This window comes from Hyphomicrobium facile (assembly GCF_900116175.1).
GTDB lineage: Bacteria > Pseudomonadota > Alphaproteobacteria > Rhizobiales > Hyphomicrobiaceae > Hyphomicrobium_B > Hyphomicrobium_B facile.
Window position 1 is genome coordinate 583,852 of record NZ_FPCH01000003.1, and the last position, 21,620, is coordinate 605,471.

The 21,620-nt window shown below is 60.5% G+C and carries 19 protein-coding genes and 1 tRNA gene; 9 read left to right on the forward strand and 11 right to left on the reverse strand.

What is annotated here, in order from left to right; all coding sequences use genetic code 11:
• Nucleotides 1–152 precede the first annotated feature (152 nt).
• Both BM399_RS15795 and BM399_RS15800 read left to right on the forward strand, forming a co-directional pair.
• Nucleotides 153–914, forward strand: a complete 762-nt coding sequence (locus BM399_RS15795) for a M23 family metallopeptidase (protein WP_244531295.1) — start codon at nucleotides 153–155, stop codon at nucleotides 912–914.
• Nucleotides 915–1,017: 103 nt separating this feature from the next.
• Nucleotides 1,018–1,554 (forward strand): VOC family protein, encoded by a 537-nt coding sequence (locus BM399_RS15800; protein WP_092868710.1) that lies wholly within the window; start codon nucleotides 1,018–1,020, stop codon nucleotides 1,552–1,554.
• 820 nt (nucleotides 1,555–2,374) lie between these two features.
• Here BM399_RS15800 and BM399_RS15815 read toward each other — a convergent pair.
• Nucleotides 2,375–2,450, reverse strand: a tRNA-Ala gene (locus BM399_RS15815).
• 184 nt (nucleotides 2,451–2,634) lie between these two features.
• Between BM399_RS15815 and BM399_RS15820 the strand changes: the two genes are divergently transcribed.
• The 3 genes from BM399_RS15820 to folD all read left to right on the forward strand — a co-directional run bounded on the left by BM399_RS15820 (nucleotide 2,635) and on the right by folD (nucleotide 4,183).
• Nucleotides 2,635–2,925, forward strand: coding sequence for a YggT family protein (locus BM399_RS15820; RefSeq protein ID WP_092869141.1), 291 nt, complete (start codon nucleotides 2,635–2,637; stop codon nucleotides 2,923–2,925).
• 62 nt (nucleotides 2,926–2,987) lie between these two features.
• A complete protein-coding gene (locus BM399_RS15825; RefSeq protein ID WP_425284100.1) occupies nucleotides 2,988–3,272 on the forward strand; it encodes a DUF167 family protein in 285 nt (94 codons plus the stop codon).
• Between the two features lie 23 nt (nucleotides 3,273–3,295).
• On the forward strand, nucleotides 3,296–4,183 hold the full coding sequence (gene folD, locus BM399_RS15830) for a bifunctional methylenetetrahydrofolate dehydrogenase/methenyltetrahydrofolate cyclohydrolase FolD (RefSeq protein ID WP_092868714.1): 888 nt from the start codon (nucleotides 3,296–3,298) through the stop codon (nucleotides 4,181–4,183).
• 16 nt (nucleotides 4,184–4,199) lie between these two features.
• Here folD and BM399_RS15835 read toward each other — a convergent pair whose 3' ends face one another.
• The 6 genes from BM399_RS15835 to BM399_RS15865 all read right to left on the reverse strand — a co-directional run bounded on the left by BM399_RS15835 (nucleotide 4,200) and on the right by BM399_RS15865 (nucleotide 11,095).
• Entirely contained in the window at nucleotides 4,200–4,481 is a 282-nt protein-coding gene (locus tag BM399_RS15835; protein WP_244531296.1) for a KTSC domain-containing protein, read from the reverse strand.
• Between the two features lie 8 nt (nucleotides 4,482–4,489).
• Nucleotides 4,490–6,019 carry a YifB family Mg chelatase-like AAA ATPase gene (locus BM399_RS15840; RefSeq protein WP_092868715.1) on the reverse strand — a complete coding sequence of 510 codons (1,530 nt, stop codon included), beginning with the start codon at nucleotides 6,017–6,019 and terminating at the stop codon, nucleotides 4,490–4,492.
• 277 nt (nucleotides 6,020–6,296) lie between these two features.
• Complete coding sequence (locus BM399_RS15845; RefSeq protein WP_143117846.1) at nucleotides 6,297–7,211, reverse strand: DUF3800 domain-containing protein; 915 nt, start codon at nucleotides 7,209–7,211, stop codon at nucleotides 6,297–6,299.
• Between the two features lie 4 nt (nucleotides 7,212–7,215).
• Complete coding sequence (locus BM399_RS15855; protein WP_244531297.1) at nucleotides 7,216–7,740, reverse strand: hypothetical protein; 525 nt, start codon at nucleotides 7,738–7,740, stop codon at nucleotides 7,216–7,218.
• A complete protein-coding gene (gene gshB / locus BM399_RS15860) occupies nucleotides 7,737–8,687 on the reverse strand; it encodes a glutathione synthase (protein WP_092868718.1) in 951 nt (316 codons plus the stop codon). The genes BM399_RS15855 and gshB overlap by 4 nt, the downstream gene beginning before the upstream one ends.
• Nucleotides 8,688–8,860: 173 nt before the next feature.
• Entirely contained in the window at nucleotides 8,861–11,095 is a 2,235-nt protein-coding gene (locus BM399_RS15865; protein ID WP_092868719.1) for a primosomal protein N', read from the reverse strand.
• A gap of 104 nt (nucleotides 11,096–11,199) precedes the next feature.
• On the opposite strand from BM399_RS15865, the gene fsa reads away from it, so the two are divergent.
• From fsa to BM399_RS15885, 4 genes are all read left to right on the forward strand, one after another.
• Nucleotides 11,200–11,856 (forward strand): fructose-6-phosphate aldolase, encoded by a 657-nt coding sequence (gene fsa / locus BM399_RS15870; RefSeq protein ID WP_092868720.1) that lies wholly within the window; start codon nucleotides 11,200–11,202, stop codon nucleotides 11,854–11,856.
• Between the two features lie 15 nt (nucleotides 11,857–11,871).
• The gene (locus tag BM399_RS15875) at nucleotides 11,872–13,296 is read left to right on the forward strand and encodes an FAD-binding oxidoreductase (protein ID WP_092868721.1); all 1,425 of its coding nucleotides are present in this window, start codon (nucleotides 11,872–11,874) and stop codon (nucleotides 13,294–13,296) included.
• A gap of 77 nt (nucleotides 13,297–13,373) precedes the next feature.
• Complete coding sequence (locus BM399_RS15880) at nucleotides 13,374–14,345, forward strand: tyrosine recombinase XerC (protein WP_244531298.1); 972 nt, start codon at nucleotides 13,374–13,376, stop codon at nucleotides 14,343–14,345.
• Between the two features lie 31 nt (nucleotides 14,346–14,376).
• The gene (locus BM399_RS15885; protein ID WP_092869144.1) at nucleotides 14,377–15,411 is read left to right on the forward strand and encodes a TraB/GumN family protein; all 1,035 of its coding nucleotides are present in this window, start codon (nucleotides 14,377–14,379) and stop codon (nucleotides 15,409–15,411) included.
• A 4-nt stretch (nucleotides 15,412–15,415) separates the two neighbouring features.
• Here BM399_RS15885 and lpdA read toward each other — a convergent pair whose 3' ends face one another.
• From lpdA to BM399_RS15905, 4 genes are read right to left on the reverse strand one after another with little or no spacing between them, the layout of a single operon-like run.
• Entirely contained in the window at nucleotides 15,416–16,813 is a 1,398-nt protein-coding gene (gene lpdA / locus BM399_RS15890; RefSeq protein WP_092868723.1) for a dihydrolipoyl dehydrogenase, read from the reverse strand.
• Between the two features lie 38 nt (nucleotides 16,814–16,851).
• Complete coding sequence (locus tag BM399_RS15895; RefSeq protein WP_092868724.1) at nucleotides 16,852–17,286, reverse strand: hypothetical protein; 435 nt, start codon at nucleotides 17,284–17,286, stop codon at nucleotides 16,852–16,854.
• A 12-nt stretch (nucleotides 17,287–17,298) separates the two neighbouring features.
• Nucleotides 17,299–18,603, reverse strand: a complete 1,305-nt coding sequence (gene odhB / locus BM399_RS15900; protein WP_092868725.1) for a 2-oxoglutarate dehydrogenase complex dihydrolipoyllysine-residue succinyltransferase — start codon at nucleotides 18,601–18,603, stop codon at nucleotides 17,299–17,301.
• Between the two features lie 19 nt (nucleotides 18,604–18,622).
• Nucleotides 18,623–21,586 carry a 2-oxoglutarate dehydrogenase E1 component gene (locus BM399_RS15905; RefSeq protein ID WP_092868726.1) on the reverse strand — a complete coding sequence of 988 codons (2,964 nt, stop codon included), beginning with the start codon at nucleotides 21,584–21,586 and terminating at the stop codon, nucleotides 18,623–18,625.
• Nucleotides 21,587–21,620: the final 34 nt, after the last annotated feature.

Genomic DNA, 21,620 nt, shown 5'->3' on the forward strand with positions numbered 1-21,620 from the left:
TCGCATGCGATCTGCTCTAAAAAGAATTGGGTGTTAATGGAATGCTAAACTATGCTTACTGATCAAATTGCTGATATAAAGGTAAACTTCATTTTTCTGTCAAAAAGACCGCGACACTTTCAAATCAGTGTCGCAACGGTATTGGTATTGGTTTGAAAATTCCAGAGAGTTTAAAGGACGTGCTTTTATTTCGATATGCGATTTTTATCGTCGCTGGCTTCTTCGTCACGCTCACGGTCACAATGGGAAATGCCACTGATTCAGACGATACGCCAACTGTTACACCCACCGGCTTAAAACCAAATTACCCGGCCGGCTACAATTGCACACCCATTTCGTCACCATATGGGAGTTGGATTGATGTCGACGGCACGCGCCGCGATGAAATTCATACCGGTGTCGATGTCGGCCGATTGGGCGAATGGATATTGGCGCCCGCCTCGGGAACGGTGCGCGCGGCTTGGAAGGCAAATTGGAAATGGGGCACCGAAGGCGCCCTCCTGATCCAGCATGATCGCGACGATCTAAATCTCACCAAAGGGCCGAAATTCTATTACTCCGAGTTCGACCATCTCGACTTCGACGAAATCAAACATTTTCGCGAAGGGCAAAAGGTGAAGCGCGGTCAGCGGCTGGCTCGTGTCACGCATCCCGGTGAAAACCAGACCTATCTGCCGGAGGTTCATTGGGAAGTCTGGAAGGCTGATCATGACAATCTGACGTGGCGTACCAATCGTTACGACGCACCCGATTGGTGGAACGACAGCGCGGAGCTTGTCGACCCTTTATCGCTTCTCGGCCTGAATAATCCGCCGACTGAGGATAAGAGCGTTGCTATTGTCCCGTTCGTAAATGGCAAAGACTACGACGGCTTTCGCGGATTCACCTATATTATGCCGTGTACTCCGAAGTGAGCCGTGTTCCGCACGGAAAACCTCGATCCGGCTGTAGGCTCATAGTTGGCATTACGCTTGCTTAGATATCTCCAAATTCGATCCGAACCAGGAGTGGGGTCACATGTCCCAAATTATTTCGAAGCCGCGCATCGCCGTCATCTCATTATTCTCGGCAGTATTCGCCGCTTTCTTTTCGCTCCCGGCTAATGCCCAGAACGCGGCACCAGCCGCGCAGGCCGATAACGGAAGCGTCTGGTGGAACGAACTCATCAGCGCCAACCCGGAGCGCAGCCGCGACTTCTATGCTGGCGTGATCGGCTGGACACCGAAGATCGTGGCAGCGGAAGATACCTCTCGTCCGCCCGCCGCCGGCGAAAACGAGTACACTCTATTCATGCAGAACGGTAACGAGAGCGCCGGGCTCGCGAAGTATGACGGCAAGGAGCCGACCGATCCCAAGCCCGGCTGGCTGACCTACATTCAAGTCAGCAATGTCGACGACGCCGTTGTCGAAGCATTGAAGAAGGGCGGCAAAGTTCTCAAGGCTCCGACCGATGCCAATAACATCGGTAGACTTGCGATTGTCGCCGATCCCGACGGCAATCCCTTTGGCCTCGTCACGCCATTGAGCAAAGATTCGACCGCGGCGGGACATTAGAATTTCGAAAGTCAGCGGTGCGCCCATCACAGGCCCGGCGGGGATCAGCAATCCCTGCCGGGCCTTCATGCTTTCGGCCCACTCATGGGCAACCCACCTGCTTCTGCCGGCCCTCGAGGGAACGCACAGCGTTCAGAAGGCGTTGCGAAGTTGATACGGCGATCCGTCAGACGATTGGGAAGAAGCAAAGGAAGCAGGGATGGAAAACGGCAACGATCCTCCACGAATTCCTTTTCCCACGCAGGAGCCCGGAGAGCTTCCGACGCTGCCCCCTGCACCGAAAGAGCCGCCCCAGCCATCTCCCGTGCCGCTCGATGAGCCTGGCGAGAAACCCGATCCAGAAGCTCCGGTGAGATAGTCCGCCTGCAGTTCTGATTTTTCAAGAAGAGTCGTTCGATCATGCTTTTCAGCATGCGCGATCGATCGTCCTTTCGATCATTGAAAGTGAGTTTCAGAGCTTCGTTGGAGCTTGGAGACTTTCGTTGAGCTGGCACAGACTCACGCTACAGAACGTTGTCCAGAGAGCACCCCTCGATGTCATTCTCGTCCAAGCAGTATTCCGCAACGGCATAAGGCGGGCCACAAAACCAATCCTCACTTCGGCCATCGAGTTTGATCGCGCTCACAGTTCGAGTTCCTACATCGGTGCAGCGCCATTGCGCTCCGCTCATCCAGAACGTTGCGCCAATTTTGAAATCGCTGTGATCCATTCGAATTCCCGTTCTCACCAAACGCGCACACGTTTGCCTGCATGACGAACCCAAATTAGGTGAGATCTTAGATGGGAATAATCTTTTTGTTTTCAACGATTTAAGGCCGATGGTGGAGCCGAGGGGAATCGAACCCCTGACCTCTGCAGTGCGATTGCAGCGCTCTCCCATCTGAGCTACGGCCCCAATGGGCGCGCATTTAGAATTTGGCCTCGTTCATTGTCAAGAAAGCGCGGCTGGCGGAGCCGCGCCCCAAGCCACAATTGCCGCTGTCTACCGGCCAAGTCCCAAGACAAGCGGGATCAACTACTTGCGGCGCAGAGGTCGTCAGGGCTACATGGCGCAACGGTCGACAACTGCGGGACGGCGAATGCTCGAGCTTTTGCAATTTATCAGTTATCTCATCACTCTTTACACTTACGTCGTCATCGCAGTGGTGATCGTCAGCTGGCTCATGGCCTTTGGGGTCATCAACGCCTACAACCCCATGGTGCGTTCGATCTGGCAGGGGTTGAATGCGGTGACGGAGCCGTTACTGCGGCCCATCCGGAACGCGCTTCCCAACATGGGCGGCCTCGATATTTCGCCCGTTATTCTGCTGCTGCTCTGCTATTTCATTCAGACGGTCATTCTTCCGAATATCGCCAAGGCGGTGGTGTGACCAGCCGTCTGGCGTCCCAACCGCCGGCTCGCAAGGCCTGGCGGCATGGGAGCGCGTGCGTCATTGCGCACTTTCGGCTGACGCCGAAATCTTCCAAAGAGGCGATTGACGGGATCGTCGAAACCCCCGACGGTCCGGCCTTCCAGGCGCGTGTCCGCGCACTTCCCGAGGATGGAGCCGCCAACAGGGCGCTCGAAGAGCTGGCCGCCCGGTGGCTCGGAGTGACCAAGAGCTCGGTTTCGCTCGCAACGGGCGGGAAGTCGCGGCTCAAATCCTTGAAGATTTCCGGTGATCCGGAGACGCTTGAACGGCTACTGCAAGAACGAACAAACGAATTGCGAAAATAGACGAACCAGGAGGAAAGACGGGAATGTCCGTGGCGCAAATCATCGATGGGAAAGAGATTGCGGCGAAGGTCCGCGCTGAAGTGGCTGCGGAGGTCGCGCGTCTTCAGAAAGAACATGGCCTGAAGCCCGGACTTGCCGTCGTGCTTGTCGGCGAAGATCCGGCCAGCAAGGTCTACGTGGCGAACAAGGCGAAGCAGACCGTCGAAGTCGGCATGAACTCGTGGGAGCATCGCCTTCCGGCCGAAACGCCCGAGGCCGACGTGCTCGCCCTCGTCGAAAAGCTGAACAACGATCCGTCCTGCCACGGGATTCTCGTGCAGCTGCCGCTGCCGAAGCACATCAACGCCGAGAAGGTGCTGAACCTCATCAGCCCCGATAAGGACGTCGACGGGTTTCATCCGGTGAACGTCGGCCGGCTTTGGGTTGGCGAACGCGCACTCGTTCCGTGCACGCCGACCGGCTCGGTCATTCTCGCGAAGAGCGTGCTGCAAAACCTCTCGGGCCTCAACGCCGTCGTCATCGGCCGTTCGAACATCGTCGGCAAGCCGGTCGCGGCGCTGCTGCTCAGGGAAAACTGCACGGTGACGATCGCGCACTCGCGCACGAAGAACATCGAAGACGTCGTTCGCGGCGCCGATCTCGTCATCGCCGCCGTCGGCATTCCGGAGATGGTCAAGGGAAGCTGGATCAAGCCCGGCGCGACCATCATCGATGTCGGCATCAATCGCGTTCCGTCGGACAACGGAAAGACGAAGATCGTCGGCGACGTCGCTTACGAAGAGTGCGCGAAGGTTGCCGGCGCGATTACGCCGGTTCCCGGCGGCGTTGGACCGATGACGATCGCGTGCCTTTTGCGGAATTCCGCTCAGGCGGCCGCGATGCAGGCCGGCGTCAAGTCAGCGTTCGGCTGAGCGCGACAAACTCAAGTCAGTGAATTGTGCGCCGGGACCTTCGTGTCCCGGCGTTTTTCGTTGATCGCCAGCGGCGCGTTTCAACGCACTCTTCGCACTCGTAGTGGCCGCGGATGCGGGTCTTGAAATATTCTGCGACGGAATCTGCGTTGACGAGGCCCTCGTATTCCGGCCGGGGCACCCCGAAGTAGGTGATGCAGCTGCCGTTCGAAAAGAAAATATCCAGCGTCCGGCTTGCGGCATCGTATTCAGCGGCATGAATGACCGACGTTTTTTGAAACTCCATTTTCTTCACCATTCTCGGCTTCACGATACTCTGACTTGCCGCAACGTCTCCCCTCGATAGCTCAGGGCTTCGGCGACATGAGCGCGAGCCACCGTCTCACAACTCTCCAGGTCCGCTATGGTTCGAGCGACCTTGAGCGTGCGGTGAAAGCCTCGCGCCGATAATCCAAGAGTTCCCGCCGCGTGACGAAGTAGCGCCACGCCCGCTTCATCGGGCGTCGCCGTTTGTTCGAGAAGAGTTGCGGAGCAATCTGCATTCGTGCGGACACCTTTTGCGCCCAGCGCCGCGAACCGCGTGCGTTGACGATCACGAGCCGCGGCGACGCGAGAGCGAACTTCGGCGCTGCCCTCGGACGGTGCGGGCAAGACGAGATCAGCCGCCGATATGGCCGGGACCTCGATCTGCAAATCGATGCGATCAAGCAGCGGCCCGGACACGCGCGCTTGATAATCGCCAGCGCAGCGCGGACCACGGCGGCATGGTTCGCCGGGATTGCTGCCTCCGCATTTGCACGGGTTCATCGCGGCGATCAGCTGAATGCGAGAGGGGTAGGCAATGCGGTGGTTGGCCCGGGCGATGACCGTCTCGCCCGATTCCAACGGCTGGCGCAAAGCGTCGAGCACGTTCGGCTGGAACTCGGGCAGCTCATCGAGGAAGAGGACGCCATGATGCGCAAGCGAGACCTCGCCGGGCCTTGGCCGCGAGCCGCCGCCAACGAGAGAAGCCATGCTTGCCGAATGATGCGGCGCGCGAAACGGGCGTTCGACCGTGAGCTTGCCGCCGACGAGCTCGCCCGCGAGCGAATGCACCATCGAGACTTCAAGGATCTCTTCGGGTTGCAGATGCGGCAGGATCGACGGCAGGCGCGAGGCCAGCATCGATTTGCCGGAGCCGGGCGGGCCGATCATCAGCAGGTTGTGGTTGCCCGCTGCTGCGATTTCCAGGACGCGCTTGGCGGTTTCCTGGCCTTTGATATCGCGGAGGTCGGCCGCGTAGCTCTGCGTTGGGAGGACGTTGGCCTCGGGCCGGGAGAGCGTCTGCGTGCCCTTGAAGTGATTGACGAGCGACAGGAGATGCGGTGCGGCCAGGATCGCGAGGTCTTCGCTGGCCCAGGCCGCTTCGGGGCCCGAGGCTGCGGGGCAGATGAGGCCCTTACCAATGGCGTTGGCGCCCATCGCAGCGGGGAGCGTGCCCGGCACGGGCCGGATGGAGCCGTCCAGCGCCAGTTCGCCGATGGCGGCGTAGCCCGCGATGGCGTCGGGCGCGATCGCCTCCATCGCGCACATCATGGCGAGCACGATGGGCAAATCGAAATGGCTGCCTTCCTTCGGCAGGTCGGCGGGCGCGAGGTTGACGGTGATGTGCTTGAAGGGGAGCCCGAGGCCGACGGCGTGGAGGGCGTTGCGGACGCGTTCTCGGCTTTCTGCGACCGCCTTGTCGGGCAAGCCGACGATGGCGAAGGCGGCGGCTCCGGGCGTCACGCGGACCTGCACTTCGACAGGCCGGGCTTCGATGCCGATGAACGCGAGCGTGGAGATCTGACCGTACATTTTGCCCCCTATTGGGAGCTAATCAGCGGGCTGAGCGAAAGTCAAGAACGAATAGGGAACAGTAGCTCTGAAGCGCCGGTCCCATTCGCCGAGACTCCGCGAAACCAAAAATTGAATCGAAATCAGTAAGTTGCGCAACTGATTGATTCAAAACGGTTTATCTTGCTGTGCGAATCGAAATGTGATATTTCTATTTTGCTGGTGCGAAACGCTGGAAATATCCGAAGCTGCAGCTGATGTGGCTCCCTGAAGGAATGACTGCCGGAATGGTCGTCTATCAATCCTCTGGAAGAATCGGACCGGGGCGCACCAGCTTTTCATCGTCGTAGCCAAACATTCGAAACAGCTTTTCTTGGTCGGCGCTTAGATTGGCTTCCCAAAGATTCCAAGGAAGGCCCGTGACGCCCCATCCAGCGATGCGGCGGCCTTTTCCTTTCCGAGCAATTCGCCAGCCAAGATTTGCGACAAATCGAGTATCGCAAGAGTGGAACCGTCGCTCGTCGACTGCTCTTGAAAATGACCCGCTTACTATATCAGCAAGCTGCAACCCTGCGACGTTGCTTGCCGGCGCCGTCGTTATTAGATCCAAATCTACGACCGGCCAAGCTAGATTGCGTGGCAGCGTGTTCGTGCCCGCAGCAAGATTTCTCCGGTCTTTCTCGAGGTATGTTTTAAACCGATCTAAATAGAATCCGCCGCGCTGCGCGATTGTGATCGCCACCGGTCGAGGTTCGCCGTAATCACGATGGCTGCGCGCGAGACACCACTCCGTCGCCCGCTCCAGGAGGGCTTTAAGAACCATGTGGGAGTACCACAGCTTCCGCCTGGGCTCGATCGTGAAGCTTGTGGCATCGTCCGAATAGACTCGCAAATCCGCGGCTCGCTCGGCGCGCACATTGCGGTAGTTGATCATATTGCCCTTGTGAGAAATCAGAGTGAAACAGCGAAGGGGCAACTTGCCGATGAAACGGGTCGCCCGGAGCTTTGCCCGCTCATCGAGGTCGGTAAAGTGGAGCGGTTGTCCACGCCAATGCCGCCGTTGCTGGTTGATCCTATTCACCCAGTGAGGCAGATCGGGCTCGCGATGAGCTGCAACCACAACGGCAGAAACGATGAAGAACTCTGAAGCTGCTGCCTTGAGTGCTTGATCACCAAACTCGTCGCTGAAGATGTGGTAGGCTGGCGGCGCGATATGATTACCCCTTCGTCATTACGAGCGTCATGCCGATCAGGGATGAATTGGTGAACTGAATTTCGACAGCCTGCTTATCGTTGTTGACGACGATGTCCATGTTGGCGGCGACGTCGCTGCCCTGGATGACGACGTGAAAACCTTTCGGCGTGACGTCGCCGCTCAAGTCGCCCTCGAAATTGTGGATCGTCTCTTTCCAGTGGCCCGTCAGCTTGCCGCCCGTTTCCTTCACGTTGCTGATGATCTCGACCGCGCCGCCTGCCGTCGCGCAGCGGATCGTTTGCTTCAGCTCGTCCTCGGTGTCGGTCAGAAGGTAAGTCGCGCGGCATTTGATTTTTTCGGCCGGGCTCGCCTTGTAGCCGATCATGCCGATGCCGGACCACCGCCCGAGAAGCGGCGCGAACGGTGAGGCGGTAACGGCCGACGCTTCATGGGCAACGAACAAAAGCGCTGCCAGCGAGCCTGCGATCGTGATCGATCTCATCGTGAATTGGCCTTTCATCGTCCTGATATCGATACGCGCGTTCATGGTTGCGATTTTCTCTTGTCTTCGATGACGTCCCAGATCATCGCGGCGATGTCGTTGCCGCCGAACTTCTTCACCTGGCGAATGCCCGTCGGCGACGTGACGTTGATTTCGGTGATGAAGGGTCCAATCACGTCGATGCCGGTGAAGATCAGTCCGCGGCGTTTCAATTCGGGTTTGAGACGCGCGCAGATCTCGCGATCGCGGTCGGTCAGTTCGACGGGCGTCGCGGTGCCGCCCACGTGCAGGTTCGAACGCGTTTCTCCGGCTTGGGGAACACGGTTGATCGCGCCTGCGATTTCGCCATCGACCAGGATGATGCGCTTGTCGCCTTCCTTCACCTCGGCGCGGAATTCCTGCACCATGAAGGGCTCGCGGAACACGGTTTGAAAGAGCTCGACGAGGGAGCCGAGATTGCCGTCCTCCGGCCTGATGCGGAATACGGCGGCGCCGCCGTTGCCGTAGAGCGGCTTGACGATGATGTCCTTATACTCGGCGCGGAAGGCCTGCACGTCGGCGAGCGAGCGCGTGACGAGCGTCGGCGGCATCAGGTCGAGGAAATCCAGGACGAACAGTTTTTCCGGCGCGTTGCGCACGCTTGCCGGATCGTTGACGACGAGCGTTTTCGGATGGATGCGTTCGAGCAGATGGGTCGTGGTGATGTAGGCCATGTCGAACGGCGGGTCTTGCCGCAGCAGGACGACATCGAGGCCGCCCAGATTTTCGATACGCGGATTTGAAAGCGCGTGATGCGCGCCGTGCTTGTCCTCGACCTTGAGCGTGTGACCGCGCGCGAGAAGCTTGTCTCCGTGCAACGCGAGATCGAACGGCGTGTAATAGAAAATGTCGTGTCCGCGCTTCTGCGCTTCGAGGAGGATGGCGAACGTCGAATCGCCGCTAATGTCGATGCGATCGATCGGGTCCATCTGGACGGCAATGCGAAGTGGCATGAATGACTTTCGAGGCGTGGTGCTGCGGCCGCCGAAGCGGCACGGGTTATTCGAATACTCATCGTCGTTTAGACGATTTGCGCACCGGGCGGAATGTCAGGAAGCGTGCTCATCGGTAAGCGCCGCGGCTTATGGCAAACTTGCCGCACACGCGCTCGAAACCCGGCGCCAATTCATAGGAAATTGTAGGGGTCGATATCGACGGTGATGCGGACGTCGGTCTTGAGTTTTGGAATCATTCCAGCCCACGCCCGGAGATACGTTTGCAAATCGACGTCGCGCGGGGCTTTCACGAGAAGCCGCCAGCGGTGACGGCCGCGGACGACGGCGATCGGGGCTTCGGAGGGGCCGAGCACCGAAATCATTTCGCTCGGGGGCGCGCGGCGCGCAATTTCGCGGGCGACCTGCTCAGTCAGAGCTTTGTCGCGTGCGGAGACAATGATCGCCGCCAACCGGCCATAGGGGGGCAGAAGGCCCGCCTGGCGCGTCTTGACCTCGTAATTGAGGAAGGCGTTGCGGTCGCCGGCGACGATTGCGGTCATCACCGGGTGGTCAGGCGAATAGGTTTGCACGAAGCCGCGGCCGACGAAGGTCGTTCGCCCGGCGCGGCCCGTCACCTGATGCAAAAGCTGGAACGTGCGTTCGGCGGAGCGCGGATCAGCGCCGTGCGCCAGCCCCAAATCGCCGTCAACCACGCCGACGAGGGCGAGGCCCGGAAAGTTGTGGCCCTTCGCGACGATCTGCGTGCCGATGATGATGTCGAACTCGCGGGCTTCGATGCCGCGGATCATCTCACGCATCTCGGGCAATCCCGGAATGAGATCGGACGAGAGCAGCGCGACGCGCGCGTCGGGGAATCGCTCGGCGACTTCTTCCTGGACGCGCTCGACACCCGGACCGCAGGCCACAAGCGAACCGGGTGCTGCACACTTCGGGCATTTCTCCGGGAGCGACAGCTGGAAGCCGCAGTGGTGGCATGACAGCTTCTTCTTGAAGCGGTGCTCGACAAGCCAAGCTGTGCATTGCGGGCATTCGAGGCGGTGCCCGCAGGAACGGCATAGCGTCAGCGGCGCGTATCCGCGTCTATTCAGGAACAGCAGTGTCTGCTGGCCTTTTTCGAGGGTCTCGGTCATCGACGCGACGAGACGCTCGGCCAACCATTTGCCAGGCACCAGCTTTTCGGAGCGGAGATCGATCGCCGATACATCCGGCATTTCGACGCCCGAAAAGCGGCCCGGAAGCACGGCATGGCGATATCGCCCGATAAGCGCGTTCACGTGGCTCTCGATCGACGGCGTCGCGGAGGCGAGGATAACGGGAAACTTTCCGAGGTTGCCGCGCACGACGGCCATGTCGCGCCCTTGATAGTGGACGCGGTCATCCTGCTTGAAACCCTGATCGTGCTCTTCGTCGACGACGATCAGTCCGAGTTCGCAGTACGGCAGGAACAATGCCGAGCGCGCGCCGACGACACAGCGCACGTCTCCCCGCGCGACGCCTTTCCAGATGCGGCCACGTTCGGCTGGGCTGAGCGCCGAATGCCATTCGACGGGGCGCGCACCAAAGCGGCGGGCGAAGCGATCAAGGAACTGGCTGGTCAGCGCAATTTCCGGGAGCAGAATGAGGGTTTGGCCGCCCGCTTCGAGCGCACGCGCTACGGCTTCGAAATAGACCTCGGTTTTGCCCGAACCCGTGACGCCATCGAGTAAGGTCACGGAAAAATTGTTGGCATCGACCGCGCTGCGCAGGCTTTCGACCGCACGCGTCTGATCGGCGGTGAAGCCTGTCTCTCCGTGCTGCGGCAAGGGCCGCGGAAAGCTCCGCTCGGGGATCGCCACTTCGACGAGCATACCCGCGGCGGCGAGGCCATCCACCACGCCCGTCGAGCAGCCGGCGAGATTTGCGAGATCGGATTTCGCACGGACAAGGCCATCGGCTGCGATTTCCATGACGCGGGTGCGCGCCTGGGTCATTTTCGGCGGTGGGGTCGCGCCTTCGACGATACACACGCCGAAACGATGTTTAGGGGGCTCGAACGCAGCGTCGGCGCTCATCATCATGCGCGCGACCATGCCGAGCGGCGCCAGGGTGTAACGTGCGACCCATTCGGCGAAGCGCATCGAAATTTCGGGCAGGCACGGTGCGTCAATGCGGCTCGTCAGGGCCTTGAGCTTCTTCGGATCGACGGGCTTTCCCTCGCCGCGCGGCGCATCCCAAACGATCCCTATGCGTGTCTGCGGCCCAAAGGGCACCAGCACGAAGGCGCCGGGTGCGGCATCCATGCCCTCGGGCACGAGATAGTCGTAGGTCTGGTCGAGCGCCACGGGCATGAGCACAGGCACGCTGCGGGCGGCCTCGACGGCGTTGTTATCCAGGATTTGAAGCAGGCTATCCAAAGGGGCGTTCAACGGACTAGAAGCTTCCTCCGAGAATCGGTCGTGCTAGGTTTGCCGGGAAGTTGCGGCGCACCAAAGGCAGGGCCAAGACTTAAGGACGAGGTGAGGAGAAAGAAATGAAATTCTTCGTCGATACCGCCGACGTGGCCGAGATCAAGGAGTTGGCGGCGACGGGCTTGCTGGACGGCGTTACGACGAACCCGTCACTTGTTGCGAAAGCCGGCCGCGACTTCAAGGAAATCGTCAAAGAAATCTGCGCGGTTGTGCCGGGGCCCGTATCTGCCGAGGTGGCAGCTACCGACTACGCGGGCATGATGCTGGAAGCCGAAGTGCTGCGGAAGATCGCGAAGAACGTAGCCATCAAAGTCCCGCTGACGCTCGACGGTCTCAAAGCCTGCAAGGCTCTGACGGGCGACGGCACGATGGTGAACGTCACGCTCTGCTTTTCGGCCAACCAGGCGTTGCTCGCAGCGAAGGCCGGGGCGACGTTCGTTTCGCCGTTCATTGGGCGTCTCGACGACATCGGTCTCAACGGCATGGACGTCATTCGTGAAATCCGCACGATCTACGACAACTATCCGGATCTCTCGACCGACATTCTCGCGGCGTCGATCCGCACGGTGAACCATGTGAAGGAAGCGGCTCTCATCGGCGCCGACGTCGCGACCATTCCGCCGAGCATTCTGAAGGCGCTGGTGAAACATCCGCTTACGGACGCCGGTCTCGTCACCTTCGTCAACGATTGGAAGAAGACCGGACAAGCGATCGTGTGAGGCAGGCACGGCAAAGTGCGAGCACGGACCTTATCCAACGATCTGATCGGACGCTTCGCACACATCGTCGGCGACGCGAACGCGTTGACGCGCGCCGAGGACCAAGCCGGATATCTCACTGAATGGCGGGACCGCTACACCGGCAAGACGCCGGTCGTTTTGCGTCCGGGGTCGACGGAGGAGGTTTCGCGCATTCTCGCGCTTGCGGACGCCCACAGCGTCGCGATCGTTCCGCAAGGCGGCAATACCGGGTTGGTCGGCGGACAAATCCCGTCGTCCGAGGGTGATGAGATTGTGCTGTCGCTCGGCCGTCTCAAGGCCGTTCGCGACGTCGATGCGGCCGGCGGAACGATGATCGTCGAAGCCGGTGTCACGCTGCACGCGGCGCAGATCGCGGCCAACGAAGCGGGGCGCATCTTTCCGTTGAGCCTTGCCTCGGAAGGCAGCGCGCAAATCGGCGGCGTGCTGGCGACGAATGCGGGCGGCACCGCAGTTCTCGCATATGGAAACGCGCGCAGCCTGACGCTCGGACTTGAAGCCGTTCTTGCCGACGGCCGCGTTTGGCATGGCTTGAGACGGCTCAAGAAGGACAACACCGGTTACGATCTGCGCGATCTTCTGATCGGCTCGGAGGGGACGCTCGGCATCATCACGGCGGCTTGCTTGAAGCTCTTTCCGACGCCCGCGGAACGCGAGACAGCGATCGTCGCGCTGCAATCACCGAAGCATGCGCTCCGGCTCTTTCGGATGGCCGAAGCGGAGGCCGGGGGATCGCTGACCGCATTCGAGTTCTGGGCGCATCGCGCGCAAGAGTTCGCGTTGAACTACGTTCCGGGTCTCCGCGACCCCTTCACGGATGCTTACCCTTGGTATGCGCTGATCGAGCTCTCGCATGGCGGGACCGGAGCGCGTGTCTCGAATACGATCGAACGAATGCTGACGAATGCGCATTCGAAGGGTCTCATCCTCGATGCCGCCATTACGCGGTCACTCCGGCAGGCGGAGGATTTCTGGCGCTTACGCGACGCCTTTTCGGAAGCGCAAAAGGGCGCGGGCGGGAGCATCAAGCACGATATCTCGGTGCCCGTTGCGCGAATTCCAGAGTTTCTCGAACGCGCTGCCGCCGTCGTCGAGGACATTTGCCCAGGTGCGCGGCCGGTTCCGTTCGGACACTTCGGGGATGGCAACCTGCATTACAACGTCAGCCAACCCGAGGGGATGGATCGCGCGCAGTATCTCGCCCTTTGGGATGCGATGTCGGACGCGATCTTTGCGCTCATTGCGGAACTCGACGGTTCGATTTCTGCCGAGCACGGAATCGGGCAAATGAAGCGGGACGCTCTCGTCCGCCACAAGTCCGCGGTCGAGATCGACATGATGAGATCGATCAAGCGTGCGCTCGATCCCAAGGGGATTCTCAATCCGGGTAAGTTGCTTTAGCGTCGCGTTAACGTTTGATTAACCAACGCGGGTAACGTTCGGAAGCATTGCCGAACACCCGGCATGGGGAACAACCATTGGCGCAATCGCTCGACGACGTATTGGCCGGGGATGCCGAGCTGCCGCTTAACGACGATCTGAAGAACGTCATCGTGGCATGGCTCGATCATCTCATCGTGGAGCGTGGGCAAAGTGCGGCGACGCGCGAAGCCTATGAGCGCGACGCGCGCCAGTTCCTCGCATTCCTCAAGACGCAGCTCGGCCATCCGCCTTGCCTCGCCGATCTCGAACGGCTGAATGCCAAGACGATACGGGCTTTCCTCGCCGGGCGTCGTAAGGCGGGCGTGACGTCCCGGTCACTCGCACGGTCGCTATCGGCGCTGCGCACGTTGTTCCGCTGGCTGGAACGCGAGGACACCTTAAAAAACCGCGCGATTTTGCAAGTCGCGGCGCCGAAGATCCCGCATTCGATTCCGAAGCCTTTGACCGTTCAAGGCGCGGCCTCGTTGATCGAGCGCGACGGAGGCGGGCCTGAGGATTGGATCACGGCTCGCGACGTCGCGGTGATGCTGTTGCTCTATGGATCGGGGCTGCGCATCAGCGAAGCCTTGAGCCTCATGCCACGCACGGCGCCGATCGACGGCCGCGATATCATGCACGTGACGGGCAAGGGTGGTAAGGAGCGGCTGGTCCCAGCGCTCGCCGTCGTCTCCGAGGCGATCTCCAAATATATGCGGCTTTGTCCTTATCCTTTGGAACCGGACAGGCCGCTTTTTCGCGGGGCTCGGGGCGGGCCACTGTCGCCGCGCCTCATACAGCTCGCGATGGAGAAGTTGCGTTACGAACTTCAGCTGCCGGATACGGCGACGCCACATGCGCTGCGGCATTCATTCGCGACGCACCTGCTTTCGGCAGGCGCGGATTTACGCCAAATTCAGGAGCTTTTGGGTCACGCCTCGCTCTCGACGACGCAAGTCTATACGGAAGTGGACCGGGCGCGCTTGCTGACGGTGTATGATCAGGCCCATCCGAGAGCGTCGCGCAGTTGAAGGCCGCTCCGACTTGTTCAAGAGTATCGCCATGACGTCTTTCCGCCGGCTGAGATTCAGCCGCCGTTCGTTTTACGCTCTGACGGTTTTCGTTCTCGCATTCGCTGCAGGTCCCGTTGCTGCGGAGGACGCGCCGGCGCGATGTCAGGGCACCGACATGCTGGCCGAGATGCAGGTCAAGCAGCCCGCGCTTTTCGATAAGATCATGGCGGAAAGCAACGCGACGGCGAACGCCGAGGCCATGCTTTGGAAAGTCGAAAAGCCCGGCATTCCGGCATCCTATTTGCTCGGGACGATGCACCTCAGCGATCCGCGCATCACCGAACTTCCGGCAGCAGCGATCGACGCCATCGCGCATTCGAAATCAGTGGCACTTGAAGTTGCAGATCTCTCTCCCGAAGCCGTGGCGGCGGCAATGGCGAAAGCCGCCGGGCTTATCGTCTATACGGACGGGTCCTCTCTGAAGAGCGCGCTTTCGGCGGACGACTACAATAAGGTCGAGCGGGTCGTCGTCAAATCCGGCATGCCGGGAGAATTGGCGGCGATGATGAAGCCCTGGCTCGTCAGCATGCTGCTCGCGACGTCCGATTGCGAACGCAAGCAGATCGCTTCGGGCAAGGTCGTTCTGGATCTCCGCGTTGCGGCTGAGGCCAAGAAGGCCGGCATTACAGTAACGGGGTTGGAGACGATCGAGAGTCAGCTTCGTGCGCTCGCGTCCATTCCCGACGATCAGCAAGTGGCGATTTTGAAAGTCGAACTCGACACCATCGACCGCGCCGACGACATGATGGAAACGATGGTGCAGATGTACGTGAAGCGGCAGATCGGTGCGGCGATGCCGTTCCAGCTGGCGCTTGCGGCCGAGAGCGGAGCGGCTCCGGACGTTTTCGATGGGTTCAAGAAAGCACTGCTGATCGACCGCAATGCAGGGATGCGCGACGCGGCGTTGCCGCTGCTCGAGAAGGGCAATGCCTTCGTCGCGGTCGGCGCGCTGCATCTCCCCGGCCCGACCGGCCTCGTCGCGTTGCTGCGGGAGTCGGGCTACACCGTCACGCCGATCGAGTAGTGCGTCAGAAGTGGATGGCGCGCTTGGCGACGGCCAACGCCGCTTCCTTGACGGCTTCCGAGAACGTCGGGTGCGCGTGGCAGGTGCGGGCCAGATCTTCCGCCGAGCCGCTGAATTCCATCAGGACGCAGGCTTCCGCGATCAGCTCGCCGGCATTGGCGCCGATGATGTGAACGCCGAGAACGCGATCGGTCTTGGCGTCGGCAAGGATTTTTACAAAGCCGTCGGTCATGTGGATCGCTTTGGCGCGGCCGTTCGCGGTGAACGGGAACTTGCCGACATTGTAGGCGATGCCCGCTGCCTTCAATTCCTCTTCGGTCTTGCCGACGCTTGCGACCTCGGGGCTCGTGTAGATGACGTTCGGGATCACATCGTAATTCACGTGCCCGGCCTGGCCGGCGATGATCTCCGCAACGGCGACGCCTTCGTCTTCCGCTTTATGCGCCAGCATCGGACCGGCGATGACGTCGCCGATGGCGAAAACGCCCGTGACGTTCGTTTGATAGTGACCATCGACCAGAACGCGCTTTTTCGGATCGAGGGCGATACCGGTTTCAGCCAGACCCAGTCCCTCGGTGAAGGGCACGCGGCCGACGGCAACGAGCACGGCATCGGCCTCGACGGATTCGGCAACGCCGCCTTCGGCAGGTTCGACCTTCGCGGTCACGCCGGTGCCCGTCGTTTCGACGGCGGAGACTTTGCTCGACAGCCTGAATGCGATGCCCTGCTTTTCGAGGATGCGTTGGAACGACCGGCCGATTTCGGCATCCATGCCGGGCAGAATGCGGTTCAAATATTCGATGACGAGGACTTCCGAGCCGAGCCGCCGCCACACCGATCCCAATTCAAGTCCGATGACGCCAGCGCCGACGACGATCAGCTTTTTCGGGACGGTCGTGAAGTCGAGTGCGCCCGTCGATGAGACGACGCGCTTCTCATCGATCTCGATGCCGGGAAGCCGCGTCACGTCGGAGCCGGTCGCGATCACGATCCATTTGGTCTCGAGCGTCTGCGTCTCGCCGCTTGGCGACGTGACGGCGACCTGACCCGATCTGACGATGCGGCCGGTGCCGAAGACGCTGTCGATCTTGTTCTTCTTCAAGAGATAGGCGACGCCATCGACGTTGCCTTTGACGCCTTCGCGTTTGAACGCCTGCATCTTCGCGAGGTCGAGCTTCGCATCGGTGTTGATGCCCATCGACGCGAAGCCGTTCTTCGTCTCGTCATAGGAATGCGAGGCGTGGAGAAGGGCCTTTGAGGGAATGCAGCCGACGTTCAAGCAGGTGCCGCCAAACGTCGACCGTTTTTCGACGACGGCGACCTTCATGCCCAATTGCGCGGCGCGGATCGCGCAGACGTAGCCTCCAGGGCCTGTGCCGATGACGATGAGGTCGTAGGACATAAATGCGGTCTCGTCGGGTTGGAACCTTAACGGCTAGTCTATTTTTCGAGTACGCGACGTATTTCGAATTGGGGCACCGAAACCATGAATAGCTCCCATCGCAGCTTCCAATCGCCCAGGGTCGAACAATAGGCGGATAACGCGGCGCGGTCAGCAAATCTTGGCGTCGCCTTCTCGATATCAAGATGATCGACCAGCGTGTGGATGGCGCTATCGTCGAATCCTGATTTCTGAAGGACCTCCTTGACGGAGGCTATGTCGCGTTCCCAGCTGATTTTGAGGAATTTCAGCGTGTCGGCGTCATCGTCAAGAGCGGCACAGGCAATCATTGCGCCCCGTTCCAGAAGTGCACGGGAAAGTACCGCGTCGATGGGATTTTTTGCGGCGAGTGGTTCGGCGAACCCCGAGGTTTGAAGGGCCGCCATGCCCCAGAGTGCGATGACGACATTCACGGCTGCGCTTCGACGCATCATTTCGCCCTTGGATTACAATTCCAGAATGAAGCGCTGCGGGTCCTCAAGGCATTCCTTGACGCGAACAAGGAAGGTGACTGCCTCTTTGCCGTCGACGACGCGGTGATCGTAGGAGAGCGCAAGGTACATCATCGGCCGGACCACGACTTGGCCGGCGCGAACGACGGGGCGCTCTTCTATGCGATGCATGCCCAGAATGCCGGATTGCGGCGCGTTCAAAATCGGCGTCGACATCAGCGATCCGTAGACGCCGCCATTCGAAATCGTGAACGTGCCGCCCTGCATGTCCTCGATCGACAGCTTGCCGTCTCTTGCGCGCTTGCCGAACTCGTTGATCCGCTGCTCGATCTCGGCGAGGCTCAGGCGATCGGCATCGCGCACGACGGGCACGACGAGGCCTTTCTCCGTCCCGACAGCGACACCGATATGATAGTAATTCTTGTAGATGAGATCGTCGCCATCGATCTCGGCGTTGACGGCCGGGACGTCGCGCAGCGCCTGGATGCAGGCTTTGACGAACAGCCCCATGAAGCCGAGCTTCACGCCGTGGCGCTTCTCGAAAATATCTTTGTACTGAGAGCGGAGCGCCATCACGGCGCTCATGTCGACGTCGTTGAACGTCGTCAGCATCGCGGCCGTGTTCTGCGCATCCTTGAGGCGGCGGGCGATGGTCTGGCGCAGCCTCGTCATCTTGACGCGTTCTTCGCGCGTCGCGTCGTTGCCGGGCGAGGGAAGCCGCGTATCCTGCGGCACGGCCTTCAGCGCCGGCGCGGTTTGAATGGCGACGACGTTGGTCGCGGGCGCAGAGCTTAGAACCTCATGCACCGGCGGCGGGGCAGCGGGTCTCGGCGCCGATGGGGTGGCGTTGGCGACATCCTCTTTCAGGATTTGCCCGCGCCTTCCCGAGCCACGTATTTCCGACGCTTCGAGGCCCGCCTCGGTCATCGCCTTCTGAGCTGCCGGGGGTGGCGGAGGAGGAGCACTTGCGGCTGCGGGCGCCGGCTTTTCCGGCTCGCGCTCGGGAGCAGACTGCGCGGGCTGAGATTTTGCCTCGGGCTTTTGCGGTTGAGACTTGCCGGCGCCTTCTCTCAATGCGGCGAGCAGCGATCCAACGGCGACTGTCGATCCGGATGGAACGAGAATTTCGCTGAGCACTCCTGAGGAAGGCGCGGGGACTTCAACCGTCACCTTGTCGGTTTCAAGCTCGACAAGCGGCTCGTCCGCGTTGACGGTCTCGCCTTCTTTCTTGAACCATTTGCCCACAGTCGCTTCCGTTACGCTTTCTCCGAGCGCGGGGACGCGAATCTCGATCGACATCTGAGCCTCTCAAACCTTCCTAAGTTCCGAGCGCGTCGGCGACGAGCGCGGTCTGCTCCTTGATATGCTGCGAAAGTAATCCTGTTGCCGTGGACGCGGATGCGGGCCGTCCTGCATACCGCGGGCGGCGATGAATGTATCCGAGATGGTTCAGAACCCACTCGATGTTCGCATCCATGAAGTACCAGGCACCCATATTCTTGGGCTCCTCCTGGCACCAGACGATCTCGGCGAACTTGAAGCGACCGAGTTCCTGGATAAATGCGCGTGCCGCAAATGGGTAAAGCTGCTCGACGCGAAGGATATAGACGTCGTCACGGCCTTGCGCGTCGCGCGCGTCGAGAAGGTCATAGTAGACTTTGCCGGTGCAGATGACGACGCGCTTGATCTCGTTGTCGGGCTTGAGCTTGACGGAGGAGGTGCCACGCTCGGCATCGTCCCACAGCAGGCGATGGAAGCCGGCGTTGGGTCCGAAATCCTCGAGTTTCGAAACGACGCGTTTGTGGCGCAGCAGCGACTTCGGCGTCATCAGGATCAGGGGTTTGCGGAAATTGCGATGCAATTGCCGGCGTAAAATATGAAAGTAGTTTGCGGGCGTCGTGCAGTTGGCGACCTGCCAATTGTCTTCAGCGGAAAGCTGCAGATAACGCTCGAGGCGCGCCGAGGAGTGCTCCGGTCCCTGGCCCTCATAGCCGTGCGGCAGCAGGCATACCAATCCGGACATGCGCAGCCACTTGCGCTCACCCGACGACAGGAACTGGTCGAAGATAACCTGCGCACCGTTTGCGAAGTCGCCGAATTGCGCTTCCCAAAGCGTCAACGCGTTGGGTTCGGCGAGGGAGTAGCCGTATTCGAAGCCTAGAACCGCTTCTTCCGACAACATCGAGTTGACGATTTCGAAGCTCGCCTGATTGGTCGAGAGGTGCTTCAACGGAGAAAACCGGCGTTCGTTTTCCTGGTCGATGAAAACGGCGTGACGCTGCGAGAAGGTGCCTCGTTCGCAATCCTGGCCGGACAGGCGGACGCGGAAGCCCTCCATCAAAAGCGACGCAAACGCCATGTGCTCGGCCATCGCCCAGTCGATGCCGAGGCCCGTATCGATCATCTCGCGACGGCGCTCGAGCAGCTTGGCGGCCGTCTTGTGCATGTGGAAATCGTTCGGGATCGTGGTGATGCGATGCCCGATGTCTTTCAGCGTATCGATCGGAATGCCCGTGTTGCCGCGCCAATCATCGCTATCGGGGCGGGTGATGCCGGACCAGCGTCCGTCGAGCCAGTCGGCCTTGTTGGGCTTGTAGCCGTCGGAGAAACTGAACTCCTTGTCGAGGTTGGCGCGGACCGCCGCCTTCATCTCGGTGAACTCGGCGGGGGTCATCACACCCTCATCCATGAGTTCTTTCGAATAGATGTCGACGACCGTCGGGTGCGATTTGATGCGCTTGTACATCGCCGGCTGCGTGAACATCGGCTCGTCCGTCTCGTTGTGACCGTGACGGCGATAGCAGAACATGTCGATGACGACGGGCTTCTGGAAGCGCTGGCGGAACTCGGTCGCAATTTTCGCGACGTGGACGACGGCCTCGGGGCTGTCGCCGTTCACGTGGAAGATCGGCGCTTCGATCATCAGCGCCACATCAGAGCAATAGGGCGATGACCGCGAGTGATGCGGCGCGGTCGTAAAGCCGATCTGATTGTTGATGATGAAGTGAATGGATCCGCCGGTCCGATGGCCCCGGAGACCCGAGAGACCGAAGCATTCGGCGACCACGCCTTGGCCTGCGAACGCGGCGTCGCCGTGAATGAGAAGGGGCATGACTCGCGTGCGATCGCCGCTCGGGCAGCCCGCCTGATCCTGCTTTGCGCGGACTTTGCCGAGCACGACCGGATCGACGATTTCGAGATGCGAGGGATTGGCGGTCAGCGACAAGTGAACGGTATTGCCGTCGAACATACGGTCCGACGATGCGCCGAGGTGATACTTCACGTCGCCCGAGCCTTCGACGTCGTCGGGCTTGAATGAGCCGCCCTTGAACTCCTTGAAGATGGCGCGGAGCGGCTTCGACATCACGTTCGCGAGCACGTTGAGACGGCCGCGGTGGGCCATGCCCATGGCGATTTCCCGAACGCCCAAATGGCCGCCGCGCTTGATGATCTGCTCGAGCGCTGGAATGATCGATTCCGCGCCGTCGAGGCCGAAGCGCTTCGTGCCGGTATATTTGAGATCGCAGAATTTCTCGAAGGTTTCGGTCTCGATCAGTTTTCGCAGAATGGCCTTGCGGCCCTCGGGCGTGAACCGAATGTCCTTCTCCGCGCCTTCGATGCGCTCCTGGATCCAGCCTTTTTGCGTCGGGTCGGTGATGTGGGTGAACTGGACGCCGATTTTCCGGCAATAGGTCCGCCGCAGGATCGTAACGATCTGGCGCATCGTTGCCGTTTCGAGGCCCATCACGCGGTCGATGAAAATCGGGCGATCGAGATCGGCTTCGGTAAATCCGTACGTTTCCGGCATCAGCTCGCGATGGGCGCGGCGGTCTGCGAGACCGAGCGGATCGAGGTCAGCTGCCAAGTGGCCGATGACGCGATAGGCGCGGATCAGCATCAGGGCGCGAATGGAATCCTGCGTCGCACGGAGGGAAGCCGCCGGCGTCAGCTCGAAACCGGCGATCTGCGCACGGCGTTCGATCTTATCGCGAATGGTGCGTTCGCCTTCGCCGTAATCGCCGGTCAAAGCGCCGACGAGATCGCGGTCCGCGCCGTTCTCGTTCAGAAGTGCCGAGAGCGGCGGAGCCCACGCGGGGCCTCCGGAATTTGCGGGGACGGATGAGGGCGCTTCTTTTATGCTTTCGAAAAACCTTCGCCATTCATCGCTGACGGCGCCGGGATTGCGCTCGTATTCGGCCTGCATGTCTTCGATGTAGGGCGCGTTGGCAGCGCTCAAAAATGAAGTGCGTAGAAAAGCTTCGTTCTGGCCATTTCGTGCCATGAAATTCGTCCTTATTCATACTCCAGAAGCATGG

Bases quoted from the DNA above. Each gene is read 5' to 3' on its own strand.
- odhB (WP_092868725.1), bottom strand. From the start codon at position 18,603: ATGTCGATCGAGATTCGCGTCCCCGCGCTCGGAGAAAGCGTAACGGAA.
- gshB (WP_092868718.1), bottom strand. From the start codon at position 8,687: ATGCCACTTCGCATTGCCGTCCAGATGGACCCGATCGATCGCATCGAC.
- BM399_RS15800 (WP_092868710.1), top strand. From the start codon at position 1,018: ATGTCCCAAATTATTTCGAAGCCGCGCATCGCCGTCATCTCATTATTC.
- BM399_RS15905 (WP_092868726.1), bottom strand. From the start codon at position 21,586: ATGGCACGAAATGGCCAGAACGAAGCTTTTCTACGCACTTCATTTTTG.
- lpdA (WP_092868723.1), bottom strand. From the start codon at position 16,813: ATGTCCTACGACCTCATCGTCATCGGCACAGGCCCTGGAGGCTACGTC.
- BM399_RS15895 (WP_092868724.1), bottom strand. From the start codon at position 17,286: ATGATGCGTCGAAGCGCAGCCGTGAATGTCGTCATCGCACTCTGGGGC.
- BM399_RS15885 (WP_092869144.1), top strand. From the start codon at position 14,377: ATGACGTCTTTCCGCCGGCTGAGATTCAGCCGCCGTTCGTTTTACGCT.
- BM399_RS15840 (WP_092868715.1), bottom strand. From the start codon at position 6,019: ATGTACGGTCAGATCTCCACGCTCGCGTTCATCGGCATCGAAGCCCGG.
- BM399_RS15855 (WP_244531297.1), bottom strand. From the start codon at position 7,740: ATGAACGCGCGTATCGATATCAGGACGATGAAAGGCCAATTCACGATG.
- BM399_RS15835 (WP_244531296.1), bottom strand. From the start codon at position 4,481: ATGGTGAAGAAAATGGAGTTTCAAAAAACGTCGGTCATTCATGCCGCT.
- BM399_RS15820 (WP_092869141.1), top strand. From the start codon at position 2,635: ATGCTCGAGCTTTTGCAATTTATCAGTTATCTCATCACTCTTTACACT.
- folD (WP_092868714.1), top strand. From the start codon at position 3,296: ATGTCCGTGGCGCAAATCATCGATGGGAAAGAGATTGCGGCGAAGGTC.
- fsa (WP_092868720.1), top strand. From the start codon at position 11,200: ATGAAATTCTTCGTCGATACCGCCGACGTGGCCGAGATCAAGGAGTTG.